The sequence below is a fragment of the Peribacillus sp. B65 genome, from assembly GCF_058513295.1.
The window spans coordinates 3,441,418-3,466,055 of record NZ_CP195840.1 but is presented as its reverse complement, the minus strand read 5'-3'; the positions used below and the strand labels follow the sequence as shown (position 1 = coordinate 3,466,055).

General features: G+C 39.6%; 16 protein-coding genes, 1 pseudogene and 1 riboswitch. Of the genes and pseudogenes, 10 read left to right on the top strand and 7 right to left on the bottom strand.

The features are described 5' to 3' along the window. Position 1 precedes the first annotated feature (1 nt). The 4 genes from ACSR9O_RS16940 to ACSR9O_RS16925 all read left to right on the top strand — a co-directional run bounded on the left by ACSR9O_RS16940 (position 2) and on the right by ACSR9O_RS16925 (position 13,075). Positions 2–4,057: a protein kinase domain-containing protein gene (locus tag ACSR9O_RS16940; RefSeq protein ID WP_491724762.1), complete on the top strand. Its 4,056-nt coding sequence runs from the start codon at positions 2–4 to the stop codon at positions 4,055–4,057. A gap of 1 nt (position 4,058) precedes the next feature. Then, positions 4,059–5,621: a methylation-associated defense system protein MAD7 family protein gene (locus tag ACSR9O_RS16935; protein ID WP_491724761.1), complete on the top strand. Its 1,563-nt coding sequence runs from the start codon at positions 4,059–4,061 to the stop codon at positions 5,619–5,621. After that, complete coding sequence (locus ACSR9O_RS16930) at positions 5,621–11,053, top strand: ATP-binding protein (RefSeq protein WP_491724760.1); 5,433 nt, start codon at positions 5,621–5,623, stop codon at positions 11,051–11,053. Before ACSR9O_RS16935 ends, ACSR9O_RS16930 begins: the two co-directional genes overlap by 1 nt. A 537-nt stretch (positions 11,054–11,590) precedes the next feature. Continuing rightward, positions 11,591–13,075: a DNA cytosine methyltransferase gene (locus ACSR9O_RS16925; protein ID WP_491724759.1), complete on the top strand. Its 1,485-nt coding sequence runs from the start codon at positions 11,591–11,593 to the stop codon at positions 13,073–13,075. 40 nt (positions 13,076–13,115) lie between these two features. Here ACSR9O_RS16925 and ACSR9O_RS16920 read toward each other — a convergent pair whose 3' ends face one another. Beyond that, entirely contained in the window at positions 13,116–14,057 is a 942-nt protein-coding gene (locus ACSR9O_RS16920) for a BsaWI family type II restriction enzyme (protein WP_491724758.1), read from the bottom strand. A gap of 205 nt (positions 14,058–14,262) precedes the next feature. Here ACSR9O_RS16920 and ACSR9O_RS16915 point away from each other — a divergent pair, with 205 nt between their 5' ends. Further along, positions 14,263–14,412 (top strand): hypothetical protein, encoded by a 150-nt coding sequence (locus tag ACSR9O_RS16915; RefSeq protein WP_491724757.1) that lies wholly within the window; start codon positions 14,263–14,265, stop codon positions 14,410–14,412. A 4-nt stretch (positions 14,413–14,416) separates the two neighbouring features. Here ACSR9O_RS16915 and ACSR9O_RS16910 read toward each other — a convergent pair whose 3' ends face one another. Continuing rightward, positions 14,417–14,614: a hypothetical protein gene (locus ACSR9O_RS16910; protein ID WP_491724756.1), complete on the bottom strand. Its 198-nt coding sequence runs from the start codon at positions 14,612–14,614 to the stop codon at positions 14,417–14,419. Positions 14,615–14,622: 8 nt separating this feature from the next. On the opposite strand from ACSR9O_RS16910, the gene ACSR9O_RS16905 reads away from it, so the two are divergent. After that, entirely contained in the window at positions 14,623–15,165 is a 543-nt protein-coding gene (locus tag ACSR9O_RS16905; RefSeq protein WP_491724755.1) for a sodium:solute symporter family transporter, read from the top strand. Positions 15,166–15,655: 490 nt separating this feature from the next. Further along, a pseudogene (locus ACSR9O_RS16900) lies at positions 15,656–17,109 on the top strand (Msr family ABC-F type ribosomal protection protein). A gap of 73 nt (positions 17,110–17,182) precedes the next feature. Here ACSR9O_RS16900 and ACSR9O_RS16895 read toward each other — a convergent pair. Further along, on the bottom strand, positions 17,183–17,677 hold the full coding sequence (locus ACSR9O_RS16895) for a L,D-transpeptidase family protein (protein ID WP_101223517.1): 495 nt from the start codon (positions 17,675–17,677) through the stop codon (positions 17,183–17,185). Between the two features lie 204 nt (positions 17,678–17,881). Between ACSR9O_RS16895 and ACSR9O_RS16890 the strand changes: the two genes are divergently transcribed. From ACSR9O_RS16890 to ACSR9O_RS16880, 3 genes are all read left to right on the top strand, one after another. Further along, positions 17,882–18,220 (top strand): hypothetical protein, encoded by a 339-nt coding sequence (locus tag ACSR9O_RS16890; RefSeq protein WP_101223228.1) that lies wholly within the window; start codon positions 17,882–17,884, stop codon positions 18,218–18,220. A gap of 156 nt (positions 18,221–18,376) precedes the next feature. Continuing rightward, positions 18,377–19,102 (top strand): ZIP family metal transporter, encoded by a 726-nt coding sequence (locus ACSR9O_RS16885; protein WP_402939514.1) that lies wholly within the window; start codon positions 18,377–18,379, stop codon positions 19,100–19,102. A 164-nt stretch (positions 19,103–19,266) separates the two neighbouring features. Next, positions 19,267–19,638, top strand: coding sequence for a hypothetical protein (locus ACSR9O_RS16880; RefSeq protein WP_491724754.1), 372 nt, complete (start codon positions 19,267–19,269; stop codon positions 19,636–19,638). Between the two features lie 125 nt (positions 19,639–19,763). On the opposite strand, the gene ACSR9O_RS16875 is transcribed toward ACSR9O_RS16880, so the two are convergent. The 4 genes from ACSR9O_RS16875 to ACSR9O_RS16860 all read right to left on the bottom strand — a co-directional run bounded on the left by ACSR9O_RS16875 (position 19,764) and on the right by ACSR9O_RS16860 (position 24,614). Beyond that, positions 19,764–20,633, bottom strand: a complete 870-nt coding sequence (locus ACSR9O_RS16875; RefSeq protein WP_491724753.1) for a 5'-methylthioadenosine/S-adenosylhomocysteine nucleosidase — start codon at positions 20,631–20,633, stop codon at positions 19,764–19,766. 182 nt (positions 20,634–20,815) lie between these two features. Continuing rightward, positions 20,816–20,919, bottom strand: a riboswitch (purine riboswitch). A 467-nt stretch (positions 20,920–21,386) separates the two neighbouring features. Further along, on the bottom strand, positions 21,387–21,854 hold the full coding sequence (locus ACSR9O_RS16870; RefSeq protein WP_491724752.1) for a DUF7878 domain-containing protein: 468 nt from the start codon (positions 21,852–21,854) through the stop codon (positions 21,387–21,389). Positions 21,855–22,113: 259 nt separating this feature from the next. Beyond that, positions 22,114–23,040 (bottom strand): NAD(P)-dependent alcohol dehydrogenase, encoded by a 927-nt coding sequence (locus ACSR9O_RS16865; protein ID WP_491724751.1) that lies wholly within the window; start codon positions 23,038–23,040, stop codon positions 22,114–22,116. A 668-nt stretch (positions 23,041–23,708) separates the two neighbouring features. Further along, entirely contained in the window at positions 23,709–24,614 is a 906-nt protein-coding gene (locus tag ACSR9O_RS16860; RefSeq protein WP_260358512.1) for a LysR family transcriptional regulator, read from the bottom strand. Positions 24,615–24,638: the final 24 nt, after the last annotated feature.

The window sequence follows — 24,638 nt, the reverse complement described above, 5'->3', positions numbered from 1 at the left end:
TATGGCCATTGTCCACCGCGTTGGACAGCCTGCATCAGAAGGAGAGCGCCTATTAATTAGAGAGCTTCAATCGACGCTCTCTAATGATTTTATTATTTATCATAATTTTGAAATCCCTTCAGGTAATGGACAGTTTTTTGAATATGACATTGTCGTTGTAGCTCCTCACGCGATTTATGTGATTGAAGACAAGTACTGGCATGGGGAAATCAAAGGGAACGATAGTAGAATCGTCTTAAGCAATAAAACCGAGAGCAATCCTTTACAACAGGTGTCCCGACAAGCGAAAGTATTAAAGAATTATCTGCAAAGTAAAAATCCGCTCTTAAGACAAGTCTGGATTGAAGATGTCATTAACTTCAGCGGCCGCGATGTTCAAATCTCCGTTAAAGGAAACAGTCGCAGCAAAATGACAACGTTAAAAACGATTTCCCATTTTATTCAAGAAAATCGGGTTCATACCGATCAATCGAGAATGAGAATTTCGTTTGATCAATTAAAGCCTCTTGTACTGGAAGAAATGAAAACCTTTCAACCGATTCCAAAGAAAAATCGATGCTTTCATCATTATGAAGAAGTCTATTTGGAAAAACAGACCGAACTTTATAATGAATACATAGTGGTAAATAAAGATACAGGCAGTGATAAGCAGTATGTGTTAAAAGAATTCTTTATGGAGCCATATCTTTCACGAGAAGAGCAAAAGCAGCAAATGCACCTCTTACGTAATGATAATAAAAAGCTCGAAGGTATGAGTGATGTTAGAGGGGTTGTTAAGCCGATTACTGCTTTTATTCCAGATGGAGATGAAAGCCGCTTTTGCGTGGTATACCAAAAGGTTGACGGCAAATCTTTGATGGAATATTTCCTTGAAGAGAAGAAGCTATCTGAAGAAAAAATTAAGGATATCTTTTTGAAGACCGTCAAAATAATGAAAGAGGTTCATCATGAGGGAATTATTCATCGTAATTTAACACCAAGTAATATTCTGATTGATCAGAGGGAACAGGTGATTCTGCAAAATTTTGAGTTTTCAAGATTGGTAGACGCATCAAGTCAGACGACGATCATGACAGAGGCTTTATCAGAAGGGCTTGATACCCGCTATACACCAGGGAGAGTACTATCCTCTCATAACTTAGCATCACCTGCGAGCGACCTTTATTCAGTAGGGAGAATTTTTTACGACCTATTAGTGGGTAAAGATCAAAATAATCTGGAGCGTGAAAATGGAAAATTACCAGCCATTCAAGGGGTAGCGGATGAAGAATTGATGAATGTCATCATCAAGATGTCGCACCATCATTATAAAGAATGGTACCAGTCTGCAGACGAGATTTTGGAGATTTTCGAAGAAGAATCAGAAGAACAGGCTGCGGAAGAGAATCCGGTAGAAACGCCAGAAGTCTATGAAGAAGGTAGTGAAATTGATTCACGCTATAAGATCTTGAAACGCCTTGGTCAAGGTGGAACAAGCAACGTCTATAAGGCTTTTTATGTGCCGACGGAAGAAACCTTTGCGATTAAGGTGATGAAGAACAGTCAGATTAGTAATATTAATGTCGTTCGTAAAGAATACCATCGTCTTCGATCGATCAATCATCCATATATTGCAAAGGGATACGATGTAGATTCGGTTCATCAAGGGAATCAATACTTTCTGAAAATGGAATTTATTGAAGGGAAATCGATGCAGCAATTGTTAGATGAACAGAATAGCTTTTCGATTCTCCAAGTCATCAAATGGGCAAGAGAACTGCTGGATGCTCTTATTTACTTGCAGAGCCTAGAAGTACCAATTATTCATGCGGATATTAAACCTGCGAACATTATGGTTCGGGATGGGAAAACGCTTCTGATTGATTTTAATATTAGCCGCGATGCCGATCAAAGTACGATTATCGGAGGAACGAAGCGTTACCTGGCACCCGATGTACATGAGATCGGGGCGAAGCCGAGTCTCGATACATTTTCCTTAGGTATCGTTTTATACGAATTGTTAAGTAACGGCGAATATCCATTTGAAGATTATATGCCGGAATTGGGAGAGGAATCAAAGCCTTTAAAGACTTATCGCCCAACGGTATCTTCTGAATTAGCGAGCTGGGTTGAAAAAGCTTGTCATCCATACCATAACGAGCGTTTCCGAACACCGCAAGACATGTTGGAAGCACTGGATGACATTGCATCGTATTACAGTGAAATCAAAGTAAAGTTGCCTGAAAATGATTTTTCAGAAATAGAACCTTACCCAGAAACGATCAACAATCAATATGATAATTATTTAATCCCATATTTCCAAAGTCTATACAGTCAAAGTCCAATCAGTAATAAAGGTACTAGAGGCTTAGATCCATTTGCAAAGAGCAACTATGTCGAGACGAAACTCGAAAAAACGCTGCTGCAAAAGATCGCAGATGGAGCTTTTCAATTGGTTGTCATTACAGGAAATGCCGGTGACGGGAAAACGGCTTTTATTCAAAATCTCGAAAATCAGCTTCTTGATGTGGATGGAAAATTAGTAGAGGACGGAAGCAACGGAAAAGTGATTGACTTTAGAGGCATTCGCTTGATTACTAATTATGATGGTTCACAGGATGAAGGCGACAAGCTGAACGAAGACGTTTTGGATGAGTTTTTTAATGTCTTTGCAGGCGATGTTCCATTTTCTCACAAACCTGATGAACGTAAAGAAGTCCGCTTAATCGCTATAAATGAAGGGCGACTAATGGAATTTTTAAGCTCTCATGATGAAAAATATGGCAAGCTATTCCAACACGTCGAGTCCTATTTGCGTTTACGTGAGAACCGGGAAACCAAATTTTCTCTTGTGAATTTAAACTGGAGAAGCATTGTGGCACAAGATGAAAACACCCCTTCGATTCTTAAAAAGCTAATCGATAAATTTACGGATCCTCGAATCACAGAGCTTTGCGATAACTGCAAAGTGAAGGATGCTTGTCCGATTTATTATAATGTAACATCCATCCAGGATGAGGCCGTTGGACCACAAATTAAAGAAAATATCCGAAATGTCGTCGAAACGGTTCATTTACGGAAAAAGCTCCATATTACTATGAGGGATATTCGTTCTGCACTTTCTTATATTTTATATGGAACGAAGAACTGCCGCGAGATCGAAAGGCTGGCACGCTATTCTTCTTTAGCGAACAGCGAAGCCTTATTAACTGGTTTCTACTATAATTCGGTCTTCAACATGGGCCAAAGTGTGGACCGATTAATGCAGGAATTAGGCAAAGTCGATGTTTCCGAGGTGTCCGTGCCACATATTGAAAATACACTGGCCAGTCAGCCAAGTAGTGATCAGGAACTTTATGCGATCAAAGATTTGTCCTATAAACCAAAAGAAACAAAGTTGTTGGATCTATTTTACGAACATCGTCCAATCCATTCGAATGAATTGATGGAAGTGGAGAAAGTGGAAGCTTTTAAAACATTTGTTTCCATTAGTAAACGCAAGTATTATTTTGAAAGCTTGGATAATGATCCGTATATTCTCCTTCCATATCCTTCGTTAAAGCAGTTTAGCAGTATCCTAAACGGGGATAAGGATATACAACAAGAGCTGACTGAGGTCCTTAAAGCGATTTCGTATTCCGAAGGGGTCCATCATCCATTTACAAAAGATAAATTGGCGTTAAAAGAAAGCACGTGGAAGACAACGGAATTCGTTAGTCTACGCATTTTCCCAAGGGAAAATTTCGAACTGCTTGTCCAGGATTTGGGTCAAGAAACGCAATTTATTGAGTATTCACCAGATGCGATCCAGCTGCGATATCAGTCGGGTGACCAAGGGAAACGTATCATGCTTGATTTAACGCTTGATCTGTATGAATTGCTGCAAAAAGTGAAAAGTGGTTATGTGCCTTCGACCTATGAATTACGAGGCAGTTTTATGAATTTGACCATTTTTAAAACCCAGTTATTAAGTCAATCGTATAATCAACTGCTATTAATCGAAAAAAATAAGGATCTTTATATGGTAGAGAAAAAAGATGGGAAGTTAAGTCTATCTGTATTGGAAGAAGGAGAGTAAATTGGTAAATTCCGAGAAAAATCACAAAGAATATACGGTACGAAAAGCTCTCCGTGTCCAGGCAAAGACGATTGCAAAAGACCGTGTTCTGATTAACTTTTTACCCCTTATCAAATTCAATGGCCATCGGCCGCCGAAGCCGTCTGTTGATTGTTTAAAGGGAATCTGGGACATCGTGTTCCAGCATGAGAATCATTTTGAGGGCTTTGGTGATCATCAATCCCTTGTGAAAAAGTGGATTCAGAACGATTATATCGATATGCTTTATAAAAACAGTCCGAATAAGGTACCCAAGTTTGCTTCGCTCTTACCCTTATCATTGAATGCCTATAAAGCAAGTGAAAAAGATAATATCAATGATTATCAAGCTAGCGAGCAGATCTGGCATTTGCTTGTTAAAGCTGATGAAGCACGGATAAATGATGGGAAACCAGCAATCATTGATAAGTTAAGACGTTTTCTTGCCTATAATTATAATGAACAATTGGACACCGTCATTTATTCGGATGATTTGGAGCTGTCCACCTGGTTGGTCGCCAGTATCACGAACCATATTCCAAATGACCGTGATGAAAAGGGAAGTCAAGTCGATACGTCTGATCAGTTAGTGAGCGTTGATCAGGCCTTGCTGTTAGCGGATGATGTGGAGCGGATTCTTGCTTATGAGCATTACATGTCTCGCTCCTCGATTCTTGAAGCGCTCAGTCAAATTTTTATGCTTCATTTAGGATTGTATGTGTTACGGGTAGCCAAACTACTTCCTGAAATGATCAATCGAAAAACGATGGAGATCGATTATGAAGAGGATTCCAAACCCGTTTTTCAAATTGATTTAAAGCAAGGTTTTAGTGATCCTTTAGCAAAGCTTTCAGGACGAAATGTCTTATTGCATGAGCAACAGCTTTCGGTGCTGGTTGAATCCTTATATTATGTACGGAAGAAAATCGATTTCATGGTGGAAGAAGGCTTGTTAGATCGGAATAATTATACGTTGGAGCAGGTGATTACGTTTGATGAGAAAGATCCAAGCATCAAGCAAAAAGTCGATGATTATTTTACGGAAAAACTAAGTGAACTATCGGGTTATGTTCCTGTAAATGAGGACGAGATCGAAGAACCGTTTGAAGAATATATTGAGCTGTTGAACAAATCATACAACCAATTCATTTTGGATTTCTATAGGCGACTTCTTTCTTCTGCTTTTTCAAAAAATACGGAGACCGGCATCCTACAACAAGCGGCTCGCTATAAAAAGTATAGTCTTGGATCCAAGCTGTTAGATACGTTGATTCATTTAGCGATGCTAAAGCGAGGAAAGAACGGAAACTATGAAACCAAGGTTCTACGCCTCGATCAATTTATGGAATGGATGAGAGATCGGTATGGGTTTTATATCAATCAACTCATTCCAGGGTTTGATAATGATGATGCGTACCAAGCCTTTCGCAATAATGAACGATATTTCTCGAATAAACTGCAGGAAATTGGCTATTATCAGGCATTGAGTGATGCTTATAATACCCAGTGGTTAATTGCTAGATATGAAGTAAAGGGGGAGGAATGATGAAAATCATCGAACGGGATGATCTTGATCAGAAGGTGGGCTCCTATGTCGCCACGATATTGATTGAGAAACTGATTAATAAAGAGCCCGGACATTGCGCACAAGTAACCGATCTCTCTCCCCATGTCATGGAAAAAGCATGTAATGATATCTTGGTGAATGGGGCGGGGAAATTTGAAGCCTATGTTCTGACTTCAAATGATAATCGCCACCGTAAGCCATTTGAAATTCACGCGACGAAATTAGTAGAAAGACGAAACCTAGAACAAAAGGTCATCGTGTTATTTATTCCCCCAAATTTACGCACTGCTGCGGAAGATTCATTTGATATTGCAACCTTTGAGTGGATTTCGTTTGATCACGTGTATCAGGAAATGAAAGAGCGATTAAAGATTGAAGCCGAACAAGCCATCTTGAATCAGAATCAAATTTTGTCCATTGAAAATATGACGAAATTGATTGAGAAGAACTGGAAATTTCCAGGTGCGATTGATTGGTGCCTTTTCTATCTTTCGATTACTGAAAATGCTGGTATTGCGGAGAGTATTGGGAACAGACTTCCATACCTTTATCTTTTGCCGGATGAAGATGTCCTGACAGCTACGAATCAAAATATTCGGATCACAGAAAACATTAAAGCAATAGAAACGCTGCGTAATGTAACAAAGTCGATTCAAAACCGAGTCGATGAATTACATACAAAGGATAAAGCAATCAAGAAGAAACTGTTAAGTTTATTAAGAAGCTATTCTCACCGTGTTGATTTTGATCAATGGGTAAAAGAAACGTTAAAGGATGAATCCTTACGGAATACACTCGATTTTAAGCGATGGGGCGTTGAAAAGGTAATGGACAATCTCGAAGAATTAACCATTGATAAGATAAAAGGCTCTGCCCTTGTACGCGGACAAAATGGATTGGAGTTGTTACTGGACGGGAAAAAGGATTTTAAAATCCATTACCGAAGTGTCCCGACACCCCCATTATGTGAAGACTGGGAACGGGTCCATGTCCATCTTATTGATGCAGAAGCGGAAGAAAATTATACGATTGTCCAAACCATTTCGACTTCGAAAAAGAAGTCAGCCAATAAAGTAGCTCAAACGCAAAATGTTACGGCTACTCAACTATTTAGATTATCCGATATTGAACCCGGCCGTTATACAATTGGGATCCAAGCAATTTCTCATGATGACTTTATTTTGAAAGAATCAGTGGCTCTTGAAGTTTTTTACATTCAAGGAAAACCTGACAGTGAAGACGAACCCGAGGAGAAGAAAGAAATCGTTGGGTCAAGTCAGGAGGTCTTTCGTGCCGCTCGTATAGCAACGATGAAAGAGGACGAGTATTTTCAATTTGATCCAAACGAGTTTGAATTGACCTGGAGAGTGCAGGAAGAACAGCCTGTTCCGATCCATCAACAGCTTTCTCTGTATAGCAAACAGCAAAATACGATTTTTCATCTTTCAACGAATTATTTGCTCCATAGATGTCATGGCATGTGGCTCGAACATCCTGAATTTCTCGGTACGTTGCAGTTGAAAAATGCAGCGGATGTTTCACACGAAGAACTAAAGGACTGTCTTCAATTTGAACAGCAATATGATGAAATCAAATACGATTCATACACATATAAGCAATTTCTTCGTCAAAGGAAACGCTTCTTTAAGGCGATTACGGACCTTGGTCCCTATCATTGGGAACAGATTTTAAGCTTTGAAGAAAGCTTTTTAGTAGAAAAAGCGGAGAAATATCTGAATACGTACGAAGCGTTGCTGACAGAGCTGATGGAACAAAATACAGAAGAAACGCAGCTACTGATGAATCGCCTTCGTATGACCGATTTGATTGAAGTCCAAATAGCGGATGCTGTCTTTTATCTAATGACGCCCTCGCATCCATTAAAATTGGCTTGGTCTTTACAATATGAAGAGACCAGCGATAAGTGGATGAATGAGGTGGGCAGACTATCTGACAGAGATCGTCGTCTTCGCGGTATTTCAACGCTATTGTCAGAACAGACGAGTATTTATTATCCATTCATGGTGAAGGACCGCCATAATTCTTGGTATGTGAATGTAGATACGATTGGAAACAATTGGGGTATTTTTGTTCCCATCTCGAAGATGACCGACGATGCTTTTCTGGAAAGTATCAATGAGACTTTCCGGATCAATCGAAACTACAAGCGTAAAAGTAAATTTCCTTATCAACGAATGAAGGAAAAGGTTTTACAATATCTAGAAAAGCGTCCGTATATATCGGTTCTCACGATTAATGTGTTTGAACCGGACGATGGATCCGAGATACTGGCTCTCTTTAAGCAGTTATTTAAATCCTTCCAGGAGGATAAATATCGGATTTTCCAAAACCTGCGGATCAACTTGAGACTGTTCACCGAGCATGAAGAAATGCTCGATGGATTAGGAAACGCGATTGATGATTTGATGACTTCTGGAGAAGGGAAAATGGTGGATGATTTCCAAGCGAGAATTACGATGGAAACCGAAAATCCATTATTCCCGATGTTCTCTTATTCCAAGCATTTAACCAGAGACTTTAAAGAGGACCCGAATCAATTTGAGGCTAATCTTTCCATCCTAAGTCAACTGTTAAAAGCAGAGGTAGGATTTATCAATGAACAAGAAGCCAAACAATATCGCTCTTCCTATTTCAATGGCTTGAGCTATGAGTTAGTTTCTCATACAAGCGGGAAAAATGAGAACGATCAAATGTCATATTGGAAAAAGTTTGTCTCAACAAAAGGAAAACCATTTGGCAACCAAAAGGCTGAAGGAATGCTGTCACTGCTTGAAAACTATTCTTCCCTGATGATGTTTGATGAAACGGACGAGATCGATAATCTGCCAGGATTGATGATTAACATGGATGCCGATTTGAAAAAACATCTAGAAGGGATTCATCAGGCCTCCGACTGGTTGATCATCATTGATGAATACTTAGGGGTTGATTTCCTTGATCGTCCAGCATCAGGCAGGGATCGTTATCACTTGATCGACTTTGCGCCTGATGACAGCTTAGAGCGAAATCAAGTCTATGTATCGACCAATAAGGTGTCCGAGATTGAAAACATCGTGAAGCCGGTCGCTCAGTCGATTGGATTAAATCTAGGTGAACATGCAGAAAGTGCCGTGATAGACAGTTTAAATGCTATCTCTGGTCAGCTTGTGATGAAGCTTACGTCAAGTCCTTCGCAAGTAAAAGGTGCACTTGGTATGGCATTAGCTCGATTGTATTTTAGAGAATTCAATCAATCGAATGAAGAACTTCAGCTCATTGTGATTCCTTTAGATGCCCATAAAAATTGGTTTGTTAAAGAACGGAAATCTTTGGTGAGTCAAAAAATGACCGACATTTTAACCGTTGCCTGTAAACCATCGAAAAAGGAAATTGCGTTTAATCTTATTGAAGTGAAGTGGCGAAACACGCTTCCAGGTGGAAATATTGTCAGCGCGACTGATTTTCGTGAAAATATCGTCGAGCAGCTGGAAAACAGCGAGCAGCTTTTGAGGAAGAAATTTGTGAGTGAAGAACAAAGCGAGCCTGTTTTTCTGCAACAATCAAAGGAACTAGCCAATATTCTATTTTATTATCTTGATCGTTCGTATCGCTTTAAAAGTGTCACAAGCGATGCTTATTTTAAAACGAAATCGTTCCTTTTAAAAATGGATGATGTGAAGGAACCTTATAATCTGTCGTTTAAGAAACATGCCTTCATTTTCGCGATGGATCAAAAAGGCATTGATAGCCGAACCTTAGATGGAGTCGGTTATCATGTAGTCGGAAAAGACAAGGTAGAACAGTATTTCCGATCGGCAGAAGCAGAGTTTGATCAAGAAACCGAGTATTTTGGTGAATTGTCACGAGAAGAGTTGCAACGTCGTGCCTCATTCTTCTTTACAGATCTTGAGTTGGAGCGAATCACCGAAGAGAGAAGAAAAGCAAAAACGGATGAGCCTTCTTTGGGTTTAGATGAACAGGAAGAGATTCAGCAGCCTGAAGAGGAAAGTCCATATCGTGAAGAGGTGCAATCCGAAGCGGAAGAGGCAATGCCTTCCGACTTGGATTTAGATACAGATATTGTGGATGAGGAAGATTCCGAGACCCTTAAAGATGATGATCCAAATGGATTGCTCGATTTAGAGTTAGAGGATGGAGACGAGGAGGAAGAGCCCCATACCTCAGTCCCTGAAGAAGCGGAAAATTGTTCGCCCCCAACGATTTGCCTTGGTGATCACCATGTGAGCAATCAGTTTGGAATTCTAGGAAAACTGGCGACAAATGGGGACACCATTGGCATTGATTTAGACGGAACCTTAACGATTAGTTTATTTGGTGTTCAAGGCAGTGGAAAAAGCTACACCGTTGGGTCAATTCTAGAAATGGCAACAAAGCACTTTACCAATGCGAACAAACTCCCAGCACCGCTTGGCAGTGTGGTCTTCCATTATAGCCGTTCCGATGCCTATGAACCGGAATTCACTTCGATTCGAGAGCCGAACAGCAATGAACGAGAAGTGGAAAGACTTCGAGCGGAATACGGAATTGAACCAGAGGGCATTGAAGATGTCGTTATTATCACGCCTGTGGATCGCGTGGAAGAACGAATGCGCGACTATCCTTCGTTTGAAGTGTTACCACTGCAATTTAGTACAGATGAATTGAATGTGGAGGATTGGCAATTCCTTATGAACTCGGAAGGCAATTCTGCAATGTATCTGAGACAGTTGAAATCCGTTCTTCGTCTTTACCGAAGAAATTTAACGCTTGAGAATATTCGCCGCGGAATTGAAGAAGAGGACCTTGATGATCGTTCTAGAAAGCTGCTGGAGAGAAGACTTCGATTTGTAGAGGATTATATTAACGAAGGAGTCCGAATCGGAGAAACGTTAAAACCAGGCAGAGTCGTTATTGTTGATATTCGTGACGAATTTATTGAAGAGAATGAAGCGCTTGGATTGTTCATGGTTCTGCTTCGAGTGTTCTCCGATGTGAAGTACCATGACCGTCCATTCAACAAGATGATTGTATTTGATGAAGCGCACAAATACATGGACGATCCAGCCCTAATGAAAAATGTGGTTGAAGTAATTCGAGAAATGCGACATAAAGGCGTGTCGATGATCATCGCTTCGCAAAACCCTCCATCAGTTCCAAATGAAATTATCGAATTATCGAATCTAGTGGTGCTGCACAAATTCAATGCACCATTATGGTTAAAGCATATTCAAAAGACGTTAACGGCCACAGCTGAATTGATGCCTGCGAAACTGAATCAGTTAAAAGCAGGGGAAGCGTACATTTGGGCTAGTAAGTCGACGCATTCAATTTTTGAAAAAGAACCTCAAAAGGTATTGTTAAGGCCTCGGATTACATTGCATGGTGGGGCTACAAAGAGGGCGACAGATTGAGTAACAACCAATTATTTGGTGAAATAGACCTTGTAGGTTCTCTATGAGGTCTATTTTACTTTTCTTAATTAACGAACAAAGTTACAGGAGATGTGATGGATTTGAAGGTAGTAACATAAATATAATGTAGCCGTTTCTAATGAAGATGCTTGTGTAGTAAAGTAAGTGGATTTAGATTTCTTTTAGGAGTAAAAACCTCACTTTGATAAATCACAGTGAACAGTGCCATAAGTAAATGAGGTTTTCTAAGTTAAAAGAAAAATATAAAAATTATTATTACCATTCGACTTATCAGCATAACCCTAAAATTCCAATTCACAATAAATCGAACTTTTGTTGCTAGGGGGAAAAATTTAGAAATGCACCTCAAAATAGATTATTTGATATGACTATGTTTATTATGCACTTTGAAGGAATAATCTATTGATTATTTTTTCCTTATTATAACAGAGCTTTTAGGTGATATAGATATCACTGGTTCTATGTTAGAATAGAACATATAGTCTTATTTTAAATAAACTTAAAGAGGGCGAGATTATGAATGAAAAAAAATTAAATATTGTTGAATTATTCTCCGGTCCAGGTGGTTTAGGGTTAGGATTTCACCTGCAGGGATTTAATACAGTAGCTGCTTTTGAATATGAAGATGATTGCATAGATACTTATTCAGCTAATTTTCCTGAGGCGAAAGTTATCAAAAAGGATTTATCCAATTTTACTGACGAAGACATGGCTGAATTAAAAAAAACTGTTCTTGAAAAAACAGGCAGAGAAGATGTTGACATAGTAGTGGGGGGGCCACCATGTCGAAGTTTCTCTTCTGCTAATCCTAAGAAAAAGAAAGGGGACCCGAGAGATGTTCTCTATCGTCCTTTAATTAAAGTTGCCAGTGAATTAAATGCCAAGTACTTTGTAATGGAGAACGTTGCTGATATAAATAACAAGGCGTCTAATGATGTTCATGAGAAAAAAGTTTTTCATGTAATTTTAGAAGAGCTTGTTGAAGAGGGATTTAAGTATATTAATTGTAATTTACTGAATTCTGCGGATTATGGTACTCCTCAAACAAGAGAAAGGTTGATAGTAATAGCAACAAAAGATGAGAATCTACCTCTTACCTTTCCACAACCATTGTATTTTCAAAATCAAGAACCAACATGGGTAACCGTTGAGGAAGCATTTCAGGATTTACCGAAGGTGACGGCTCCTAAAGATACTATTTTTGGAGCACAGCAGGAGCTTGTTAAAAGAGATGGTAATATGTACATCAGTAATGAGTATGGTGATTCTCCTAAGAATGATTTCACAAAATTTTGTCGAGGAGAGCTCATTAATTACGGATATGTACAAAAGAAATTAGTGCAAGGTACTGTTAATAAACTTACTAACTTTATTATCCCTAATCATACAGATCGGATAATTGAAAGGTATAGTTTATTACAAGAGGATGAAAGCCAAGGGTTGTTAAGAGATAGGTTAGAAAGAGAATTAGCTGTGGAAGACTTACAACAGTTAATAACAAGAAAGGTTATTTCAGCAGGAACTTTTAGACAAAAAAACAGGAGACTTCCTCTCAAACGACCTTCTAGGACTGTTACTTCACACGTTAGAGAAGAGTTGGTCCATCCAGAGTTTAATCGTAACTTAACTGCAAGAGAAGCAGCGAGGTTACAAGGCTTCCCTGATTGGTATATTTTAAAAGGAATAAACCAAAAGCCTTACAAAGGCACTAGTGAAGATATCGGGAATGGTCGTGATTATTATCAGCAAGTAGGTGATGCAGTTCCTCCATTATTGTCTGCAGCGCTAGCATATGAATTAAAGAAAAACATATTACAAAAAAATCAACCCGCCATTTGTAAGAATGAAAGAGAGGTTTTAATTAAATGGATTATTAAAGAAGGAGTAACATTGCAAGAAATAAAGAAAAATCAGATATCTCCATTGACGACAATTGGAGAGGCATTATCAGGTACAGTCGAATTCGATTTGGAATTTATAACCCCACTAATGCCTGTATAAAAAATGGGGTAACCATAGTTTCCTTGGTTACCTCATTTTCTTAGTTATTCCTTGGTCTCCAAAGTGGATGAATACTTTGGGTATTCATGATAAGAGATTCAATTACTTGATTACAATGATTACTTATGGCTTGTTGAATTTTAAAAAGATTCCCATAAAAGATACTTCCATCTACTTCTTGTTTATTATCCAACACATAGAAACCATTCCAAGATGCTTTAGCTCCTCTATTGTATTGTCCACTTCTCGTAAAACCATCTGAATCCATCGCAATGACTATAGACCACAAATTTTTACTCATAGCTTCTTCACTTGATTTCATATTTATTTTTATTCTATCCCTTATGGAAGTTTTACATTGTATCAATCCAAAGAGCCTCCATTGCTTAGTGAAAGGAACGTAATAGACTAAAAATAAGTCAAAGTTTTTATCGTCCAAAATTTTCATAAGGAACTCTTCATACTCCAACTGTGATTTCTCGTCTTGAGTAGGTATTGCTAAACTGATAGACTTGCCATCATTATTTTTCAAGGGCGCACCTTGAAGAAGTAATTTCATTTCTACTGGGGTTAAAATTCTTATCTCAACATCTTCAGTGGAAAGAAATAAGTTAGATTTAATAAATTCTTCCCATGCTACACCTGATGCCCTTTTCCAGCTCTGTCCTGCACTATTAAATACAGAAAGTGTATCCCCATTCAACAAATAAGAGATTACCTCTGAAGCATCTAACGAAGTATTAGGAAGAGTAACACTACCACTAACATAATTAGTTACGTGAGCCTTCTCAATATTCTTCCAAATTAGAGAAGGCTCTATATCTGGATAGTCCTTCACTAACGTTCCCATTGTTTTTGATATAGTTTGGGTTCTATACCTACTAATAGTGGAAACTCGAGTAGCAGGGTTTTGCCGGTCAAAACCACAAAGGTTAAATAATTGGTTGTCATAAACTTCCTGTGTAATTTTTAATAAGTTCAATTGATACATCCTTGTCTGGTAATTTATAGATTAAAGTGTACCACTATTGTTAAAAATATGTCAATAATAACTGGTTATTTTTGGAAGTATATATATTTTAAGCTTCAAATATATATTATTTCGTTGAAAATTCAAACCTGGCTGAACGGCCTGATTTATTAAGCTGGCATGGCATTACCGGACCTGCCGCAATGATGGGAACTCCTTGGGAAGCGCGTTGGCCTGGGCAGTCATCATGGGCTTGGTCTGGGGCATCGTCATTGCAGTGAGTCCATGGCAAAGCAGCCGATACTTGATGGCAAGAAATGAACACGTAGCCATCCGGGCCGCGTATGGGCAACCATATCCATTTTGACCGTTTATTTGTTTCTCCATATCAGCATATCGACAATCACTACCATTAAAAGCGATATCGCCCCGACGGAAAAGGTATTCATTTGGGCAGCGATGAATATAGTTCCGACATGGCTTGGGGTCATCATCGTTAGCGGCATCATGGCTGCGGCATTATCCTCCCTGTTCGAGCTTCTTGCAAATAATAGGAAGCAGCATAACACGGGATATCATGGAACAATCACGGAAAAAGGAATACACAGATCACCATCTATTACGGGCCAGCCGCATTTCCATGGTTGTGATCAGCTTGATCATTCTATTGATTGGATTGTTCCAGCCGCCTGCTGTCATGTGGATCGGCTACTTTGCAGCTACATTATTTGCCGCATCATGGGGACCGATTGCCATATCAAGCGTATTTTCAAAGAAGGTAACGAAAGAAGGAGCCTTTTGGAGCATCGTATTCGGTTTTTTTGGCGTGATTCTCGGAGAAAGCCTCAGCATGTTCGGAATTAGCCTTCCTGTATACTTTAATCCTGTCATCATCGGTTTAATCTTAAGCATAGGCGCACTTATCATTGGCTCGAAGTATGGAACGATAACCATCGAAGAAAGGGAGTTTCAAGCAAATATCCTTCAAACCCCGATTGAAATAGACGAGCAAAAAGAAATGAACATCACCCGAAGATACCCAACCTATTTAATGATCAGCGGCGTCATGATCATCATGGTTACACTAGTGTTTTATTATTGGCCGATAAATATGAATTGATAGAAATGGCAGGGGAGATCCCTGCCTTTTTTATATAAAACAAAAAATATTGACTATTGGAAATATCCTGGTTAGAATAGGGGCAAGATTTTGAAAGGAGCGATAAACGTGGCATTTTTACAACTATACTGATATACACACATATTATGGAAAAAACCACTTTGCATAAGAGGTTATTTGCTGTGTGTATAGGATGGATATGTTGTAGGAGTTTTGTCGTTCTACCGGATATCTATGCCGATTTTTTTAGTACACAGAGCCTTCTGTGTACTTTTTGTTTTGGAGGAATTTTTACATGAAGATGTTATTTTTCTATTGATACGAGTTTGGAAGATAAGCTTATTTCGATTACTTGTCATTTATCGGTGACTTTGAAGATGGGAGGAATGAAAATTGCAATTCTTATTATTCTTTTGATGCGGGCTTGAAATAGAAGCTCGTATCGATCCAAGCTATCGATACGAAATCACAAATTTCGGAGGTAGCGAATATGGAACAAATATGCTTTGAATTAGAAAATGTCGAAGTGACTTATTTAGATAAAGAGATATTGAAGATTGATCGATTGGCTGTACATCAATTTGACCGCATCGGCATCGTCGGGAAAAATGGTACAGGGAAAAGTACGTTATTGAAGTTACTTGCTGGTGAAATTCAACCAACAAGCGGAAAGGTAAAGGGTTACGTTGATCGTGGCTATTTTGAGCAAGTTGAAGCGCCTGTTGTTGCAGAAGCTGATCCAGCGTTACTGGGAAAATTGGCAGTTCCGCGAAATTCTGCGTCACTAAGCGGCGGTGAGAAACGAGGCTGAAGCTTGCCCAATTGTTTACCCACTATAATGAAGCGTTGCTTATCGATGAGCCGGCAACCCACTTGGATCAAGACGGCCTTTCGTTTTTACTTGATGAATTACGCTATTACTATGGTGCGCTTGTCTTGATTAGTCATGACAGGGCTGTACTGGATGAACTCGTCACAACGATTTGGGAAGTGCATGAAGGCGAGGTACATGTATATTCAGGGAATTACAGCGAGTACATGGCACAGAAGCAGTTAAAACTTGAACAACAGACGCAGGCTCATGAACAATTCATTAAAGAAAAGAGCCGGCTTGAAAAAGCGGCGCAGGAAAAAATGAAAAAGGCTGAAAAAATCGCTCAGGCTGGAAGATTGTCAAAAAAAGAGGCGAATGCAAAGCCGAATAAGTCGTTTATGACGAAATCGAAAGGCACAAGCCAAAAATCCGCACAACGCGCAGCGAAGGCAATTGAGAATCGAGTGGAAAAACTTCAGGAAGTGGAAGCTGTACAAGAGGAAAGGCAAATCGTATTTCGCCAGTCAAAGCAATTGGAATTGCATAATAAGTTCCCGATAATGGCGGACCGATTGACTCTTCAAGTGAAGGAGAAAGTATTATTGGATGAGGTGAGTTTCCAGCTGCCGCTCGGTAAAAAAATAGCCATCACAGGCAGCAACGGCAGCGGTAAAAGTACTTTGCTTCACCATATTGCGAATAATGGAGCCGATTTAACGGTTTCTCCAAAAGCAAAAATTGGTTACTTCCGTCAAATGAGCTATAGATTTGCCAGGGATGAAACGGTTCTGCAATTCCTGGAGAATCGCTCAGAATATGATGAAGGATTTTTAAGAAGCGTCCTGCATTCGATGCAGTTTACTGGGACGGATATACTGAAAAGCGTTCAGTCCTTAAGTGGCGGAGAAGCAATTCGCCTCCAGCTTTGTCAGTTGTTCTTAGGAGAATACAACATTCTGTTATTGGATGAACCGACCAACTTTATGGATATTACTGCCATTGAAGCATTGGAACGATTCATAGCTGGATATGAAGGGACGATAATATTTGTATCCCATGATCAAGCGTTCATAAAGCATGTTGCCGATATTCAGTATCAATTTCAGGCGGAAAAATTGGTTCAAGTGTGATTTTTAAGATTATGGCAAAATAAGCCGATGGAATATTTCCGTCGGCTTATTTATATAAGAGTAAATAAACACATTAAGGATGAATCGTAACCGGTGTCCCGATTGGAACAATTCTTGATAATTCCTCCACGTCCCGATTATGCATGCGAATACAGCCTTTTGAGACGGCTTTACCAATCGAGCTGGGGTCATTCGTTCCATGAATGCCGTAGTGCTCCTTGGATAGACTCATCCACATTGTACCGAATGGGCCTCCGGGGTTGGGGGCTTTATTGATAATGATGAACTGTCCTACTGGTGTACCGAACAGCATTCTTCCAACGGCGATTGGATATTGTTTCTGCAATACTCCATTTTTTAGCAGTCTTAGCTTACGGTTGTTAACGGACACATCGATCTGAAATGGAATGGTATCAGCAGGAGGAAAACCAGGGATCATGATGGGTTGACCAGGATAAATGACATTTGGGTTTATTGTCGGGTTAGCAGCGATGATTGCCGATAGCGGTTTCCGGTAGTCCCTGGATATCTGTGTCAGTGTTTCACCTGGTTTAACTGTATGAATCAGTCTGAACACCTCCATAGGTTATAGTTGTCATGTTTCATTCTATGTGATTTTTCAAAAGTGTTTCGTAACTCGTCGTAAGCTGTTATCTATTTTTAATAAAACTTATATGTTAAGTAACTAAGCCGAAAAGAAACCGAAATGAACATTTGATAAAATAAATTTTTATGGAGATGGATTTTTGTTAGTTAAAGAGGGGGAATAAAGGTGGAGGAACATGTGAAAAAGGCTTTAGTAGAATGGAATGAAGAAATTAGTGATGTGTTAAATGGGATAGAAAAAGAGTATGATGAAGTTAAGCGTGAACTTCAGGTTTATTCCTATAAATTCAATATTACCAAACAGGTTGTACAATCCACTATTAATGATGAAATTATTCGAAGCATCCGCGAGCTCTATCATAAACCTTTTGAACAAAAATTGAACGAATTGAAAGAATCGATAAAAGAGCTGGAAGAAAAGAGAAAAGTTTTTCAAATGTTTGTCGATAAAATCGAAAAGGTTAGTGAAAGAGAAGAAGGAAAACCGCAAATATCAGTCATATAAGGCAGCGAGGAGCAGGATACTCTACCATTCTATACACAAAAACCATGGCAGCGAATATAACTGCTTTTTTTTGCTGGAATTGCCAAAAGCGCCCCCTTGTTTACCCTAACATCAACCCGGGTACACTATCCTATAAAAAGGAAATGGGGGAGTTCTATGTGGAATGCGGTCTTTTGGGGAGGGGTTTCGGGTTCTGCCGTCCTGCTTGGCGCACTTGCCGCAATCTTCATACCGATCAAGAAAAACATCATTGGCTATATCATGGCTTTTGGTACGGGTGTATTGATTGGTGCCGCGGCATATGAGCTGCTTGCTGATTCGGTGAGTGATGGTGGAATCTGGGCGACGGGGATCGGATTCATAGCAGGGGCCGGCGTGTTTACTGCCTTGGATTTTCTTATTTCCAAAAAAGGTGCGGATAAAAGGAAACGATCCAATAATAGCTCTTCGAAGGAAGCGGGCCTAGCCATTTTCATCGGAACCGTGATGGATGCCATACCGGAGTCGATAATGATCGGCGCAAGCTTAATAAGCGGTGGCTCGGTAAGCTGGCTATTGGTCATTGCCATCTTCATCAGTAATATTCCAGAGGGGCTCTCAAGTACAACAGGTTTGCTCAAAAGTGATTACTCCAAGAAGAAAATCATGCTGCTGTGGTTTTCCGTCCTGATTATTTCGGCATTATCCTCGATGTCGGGCTATCTATTCCTCGATCATGCCCCGGACTATGTCCTGGCAGCGATGGCAGCCTTTGCAGGCGGGGGAATCATCGCCATGATCGCCTCAACGATGATGCCTGAAGCATATGAAGACGGAGGGCCGATCACGGGCATATTCACCGCTGCTGGCCTGCTTATATCTTTGGTTCTGGATTCGATGTGAGATTGTCCCCTTGGAAGGAAGGGGGCAATTTTTTTTGTGAAAATTCTATCATAGAAGGAAATGCACAAGGAATCTATCTCGAAAAAAGAATTGTTGGTGTTAAAATATCATTTCAAATCATACACTCTTCATATAGATTTTTAGACATTGAGGAGCTGTTAGAAATGAACTTCGAGATGCAAATAGCGAATATGTTAGCTGATAATTTAAAAGGGTTCATTACATTTGTCCGGGAAAATCATGAAAATGAAAACAACTGCTTTTGTTTAAATAAAGATAAATTGTATCAATTGAAGCTTCTTGTTGACGAGTTTAAATTTCAAGTATTGGCAGATGAACTTAAACGAATCAATCGGTTTACCTGGGATGAAAACTACACGCATTTATTAGTTGATAGATTCAGAAAAGGGATGGGGATCATTGAAGAGTACGTTGAAAATAACTACAGCGATTTATTCATTTTCACCGCTAGACTTTACACATTGAATAGTCTCAGCTTAACCTTTTGCAAGGAGGAAGAATCAATAGTCTGCTAATTTGGGCATCCGCGAATAAAAGAAGAGCACATATTATCGTATATAATATGTGCTCTTCTTTTATTTTTTTATAGGGATAGGTGACCAAAAAGATTCTAATTCTTATATATGCTCCGAGCCCGCTCTTATTTGCTTGGCATCGTAGAGATATATTTTTTAACCACTTCATACACATATTCTTGATTGGCTGCTGCTGTATTAGGGTTATATTTACCGCCGTTCACTTTATTATTGGATAGCACTCGTATACCTAAGAAGGGCACATCGTAAGCTTTGGCGATTTGTGCTGCCGAAGCTCCTTCCATTTCTTCCACGGATGTACCATATTTCGTATGGAACCACTTAATCCGATCCACTTCATTATTCCAAACGTCTGCAGAACCGATAGTACCATCGACAATCTTACCTTTTGTGTAGGTATCCTTAACTGCATGAGCAGCTGCGAGTAAATCCTTATCTCCCTCGAAGAAGCGTGGTTTTTCAGCATTAGGATCTTCTCCTGCACTTCCTTCAGAAGCCATTAGGTCCATTGGTTTCCATATGGTTGGATCGATTCCTTCGTTTTCAGCTTTATCTGCCGTTTTTAATGAACCTAGGTTTACAGTTCTTTCTCCTAAAACAATATCAAAAACGTTTAAGCTTGGGTCATGTCCACCTGATGTCCCTTGATTGATGATGGCAATAGGGTTATTTCTTTCAATTGCCACTGCTGTAGCGGCAGCTGTATTTTCCATCCCTTTACCTGTTTTGGCAACGATTACAGGATAATTGTCTAAAGTTCCAATATAAAATACAAAATCTCCTGATTTTTCTTCTTTAACATTTTTTAACCTTTTCGCGAAATTTTCAGCTTCAATTGGCATTGGACCTTGAATCATGATAGGCCTTTGAGTCTTTTTTTCGACCGTTTCATTTTTGGAAGCAGAACTGCATGCTGCAATTACCGACACGAAAAGTAAAGCAATGATTGCTAATATAGTATACTTTTTTAACATGTTTTTTCTCTCCTTAAAAACAAATTATCCGATTGTTTGAAACACTCGCAAATATGGTCCAAAGAAAAAGGTCCAGAACGGCAGAATGATTACTGCCTTCTAGACCTACGATAGTCAAAGTATAGATAATCAAGCAAAAATGAAGCGAATGCTAAATCATTAGCTGCTCAAGAAAGCGGGCAGCTGAATATACTTTAACTCGTAGTCTAGTTCTTTCACTGGGAACCAGGTAGAAACGCTCAGACCATATTTCCGAGCATATACGAGTAAATTACGATTATTACTTTGCTAATATAACAAACAAATGATAGATAATCAATAAAAAAGTGAACATTAAAATATAAATATAATTTAATGTTCGTGTTTAGGGGGTGTAATTCGATAATAACATTGATTTCCACTCCAGGCACTCGCTTTCCGCGGGCGGTCGTGGAGCCTCCTCGGCGCTCGGGCTGAATGGCTTCTTAATAGTTTTTTTATGGCTCCCTTAATGGATGGAAGAAATTTGCGACACTCCTGCCGAATAACTGGCTGGCCGAGACCCCACAGACGCTTGCGTCGAGGAGGCTTGGCAGACAGTCGGCGGAAAGGGAGCGGATTTCTGAAATCAACTGGAACGTTTTTTAAATAAAAAAATATAGTCAAACTGACTTTTTCTCTAGTTTGACTATAGTCTGGAGAGGGGGGGGAATGGCCTCATCCCGAACCATATAGGGATGAGGCCAAAAAGCTTCTAATTCTTTATTAAAATAGTTAACCTTTGAAAGGTACTTTCCCTATGAAAGTATTCATTTGAATATCATAATGATTTTCAATATCCCTCCCAAGCCTGTTTGTAAGTTGGGTTAGCTTTTGTACTATATAGCTTAATTCAAAAACATTGTATAATTTATTCACTTCCCAAATGAATGCTAGTCTTGCGCTATTTCCAAAAGGAAGTAAAGAAATTATTGCTTCATCTTCATCAAATTCCAAAGAATAATATTTGAATTCTTGTACGTCTCTACCTTTTTTGTTTGTTTGTACCCATTTTAGTAAATAGAGATAAAATTCTAACAATGCAATATCCGCTTGGAAATATATATCATTATTTATTTTAATTGTAAGTATCCCCTCAACCCTTAATGCAACGGCAGGAGAATGCCTTAAATCAAAGGGAATAGAGTCTTTATCAGTTGTAAACTCATATTCAAATTCTACGCTATTGGATAACTTGTCCAAATTTTACCATCATGTCCTATCACCTTTTTATTTTTACATGGAAGCTAAGGTTATGCTTACCATGCTATATTAAAACAATTAAAAATAAAAGAGATTTATAGTTAATAATACCTAGAAAGTGTTAATTAATATTTAGGGTTAAATGCAAAAACTCCTACGGAAAAATCCATAGGAGTATGAGGTAAGGTTTTCCGATTATCGGAAAAATGAAACATTGGTTATAAAAAGTTCTTAAAAAGCGGCGGTGTACAAAGCGCTATCAGCGCTTATCATCATCAACCAAAGTTATCACGACATTTCCCTTTTTATGTCCTAGTTCTACGTATCTATGAGCCTCGGGTATCTGTTCCAGCGGGTAGCGTTTATCAATGACCGATTTTATCTTTTCAGTTTCGATTAGCTCCTTGAGAAATAGTAAATCTTCCGTAAGTACCTTTGCTATTCCTTGCCCTTCAACGGACACGTATCGCCCGTTCGGGGTTAGTGCTTTTTTGCATGTGGCTTTTGAGCTTTTCCCGACTGCATCAAAGATGATGTCATATCGCTCTTGTCTTTCCGTGAAATCCTCTTCTGTGTAATCAATCACTTTATCGGCTCCCAATGATCTCACCAAATCAAAATTAGCGGCACTGCATACTCCGGTAACTTCTGTTCCAAAGTATTTGGCAAGCTGTACCGCGGAAGTCCCTACAGAACCGGATGCACCGTATATGAGGACTTTATGTCCGTCCTGGATATTGGCTTTTCTAAAAAAATGCAGAGCTGTCGTTCCCCCAAAAGAAACGGCGGCGGCTTCCTCATAGGTCACATTGACGGGCTTTATTGCGATTGCCCCGTCTTCAGGTAAGCATGTGTATTCGGCATGAGCCCCAAAATTCATTCCAGTCATGGCAAAAATCCGGTCGCCTTTTTTGAATTTTTTCACATTGCTCCCTGTTTCCTCTATCTCCCCGGCTAGCTCCACTCCGAGTATCGGTTTTCGCGGTTTTCTAAGCCCCAGAAAGATCCGCATCGGCAGCCATAATAAGAAGGGGCTCTTGAAGCTCCGGACTCTTATGTCCCCTGAAGCGACTGTTGCCGCATGAACCTTCACCAGAACTTCGTTGTCCTTGGGAGTTGGTTTTGCTACCTCCTTGAGTTCCAGTACTTCGGGCGAACCGTATTTTGTGCATACCATTGCTTTCATCGCAAGTCTCCTTTAGTTTTTGATTCAGTCTTTTAATACTATGATTTAAGCTGAACTATAAAACTACATGTAAACGAAACTGAAGAAACTTCTGATGAAACGCTAAAAAGCAGTGAGATTTCACCTCCGAAATCCACTGCTTCAGTTTGTAGACAAAAGGGGTTCTGAATGCACGTATTCCTAACCCCCTATTGGATCTTTTTTAGCTCATAGTTTTTACCGAACTAGATAATTAGGGACTTTATCATAAAAACCATAACCAACGAAAGCTTGACGTATCGGGCGAATGCCAAATGTATATGTAATGTAGGGACGTTTTAACAAAATGACAGGTTTAAACTTTGGCGCCCAACATCGGAATACGCATCTTTGACCATATAAAAAAATGAAAGGGCAATCAATAACTACCGGACTAAATGATGTTAGGAACCAATTGCTCCAAAGGACCACTTTCATCATCTCAGGTATAATTTCTATCTAAATTTTAAAACAAAGTTGATTGGAACGGAAGGTGCGAGACTCCTGCGGGAAAAGCGGGTCCAGGGGAGACCCCGAGGGTGCAAGAGCGCCGAGGGCGGACCGCCCGCGGAAAGCGAGTGCCCTACGTTCCAATCAACGTTCAAATTATTTTACAAACCTAAAAAAAATGTAGGCAATCTTATTTTCATTTATTGATTTATGTCATTTTGCACTAGACCAACACCTTCATTCAGCATCTTCAATAATTCTTTCAGGGCGAAGGAATGGTAGGCGTCTTTTTTGGTGATGATCCCGAGTTTCCAGTGGAGGTTCGAGTTTTTTAACGGGATGATTTTAACATTTTCGTTGGTTTGTTTATGATAAATCGATCTGGGCAGGAGGGTGATGCCCAGTTTGGATGAGACGAGTTCGATGATCAGGTCCCATTGTGAGCTTTGGTATGAGATGTCAGGGGTGAATCCGTCTTTTACGCATGCCTGGATAATGTAATCATGTAAAGTGAAGTCTTCTGAAAAAAGGATGAATTTCTCGTCTTTCAATTCAGTTAAGGTGACGGCTGAATGGCTGGCTAGTCTGTGCTCTTCATGAAGAAATAAAACGAATTCGTCTTCAATGAAGCGGTAAATATTGAAATTAGCTTCGCTGGCAGGCAATACGACGATGCCGAGATCGATTTCGCCTTCTTCGACAAGCTTTTCAATCAGCTTTGCGCCCAGTTCGACCAACTCGAGGGAAACTTTCGGATAACGTTCCTGAAAGCTGCGGGCAATTTCCGGGAAAAACAGCGTGCCAATCAACGGAGGGATGCCGATTTTCACAACGCCTGTTGTTATGTCCCTGAGGTCATCCAAAAGTACGTTCAATTCGGATAATGCGGCGAAGGCCTTTTGGCCCTGCTGATACACGATTTGTCCGGCATCCGTCAGGCGCAGGTGCCTCGTTGAGCGGTCGAAGAGTTCCACACGCAGCTCTTCTTCGAGTTTTTTGACGGCTTTACTTAAGGAAGGCTGTGTTAAGTAAGAATTGGCGGCGGCATTCGTAAAACTTTTATGTTGGGCCACTTCCATGAATGATTTTAAATCTCGTAATTCCATATCTGTCTCCTATTTATTCGTAAT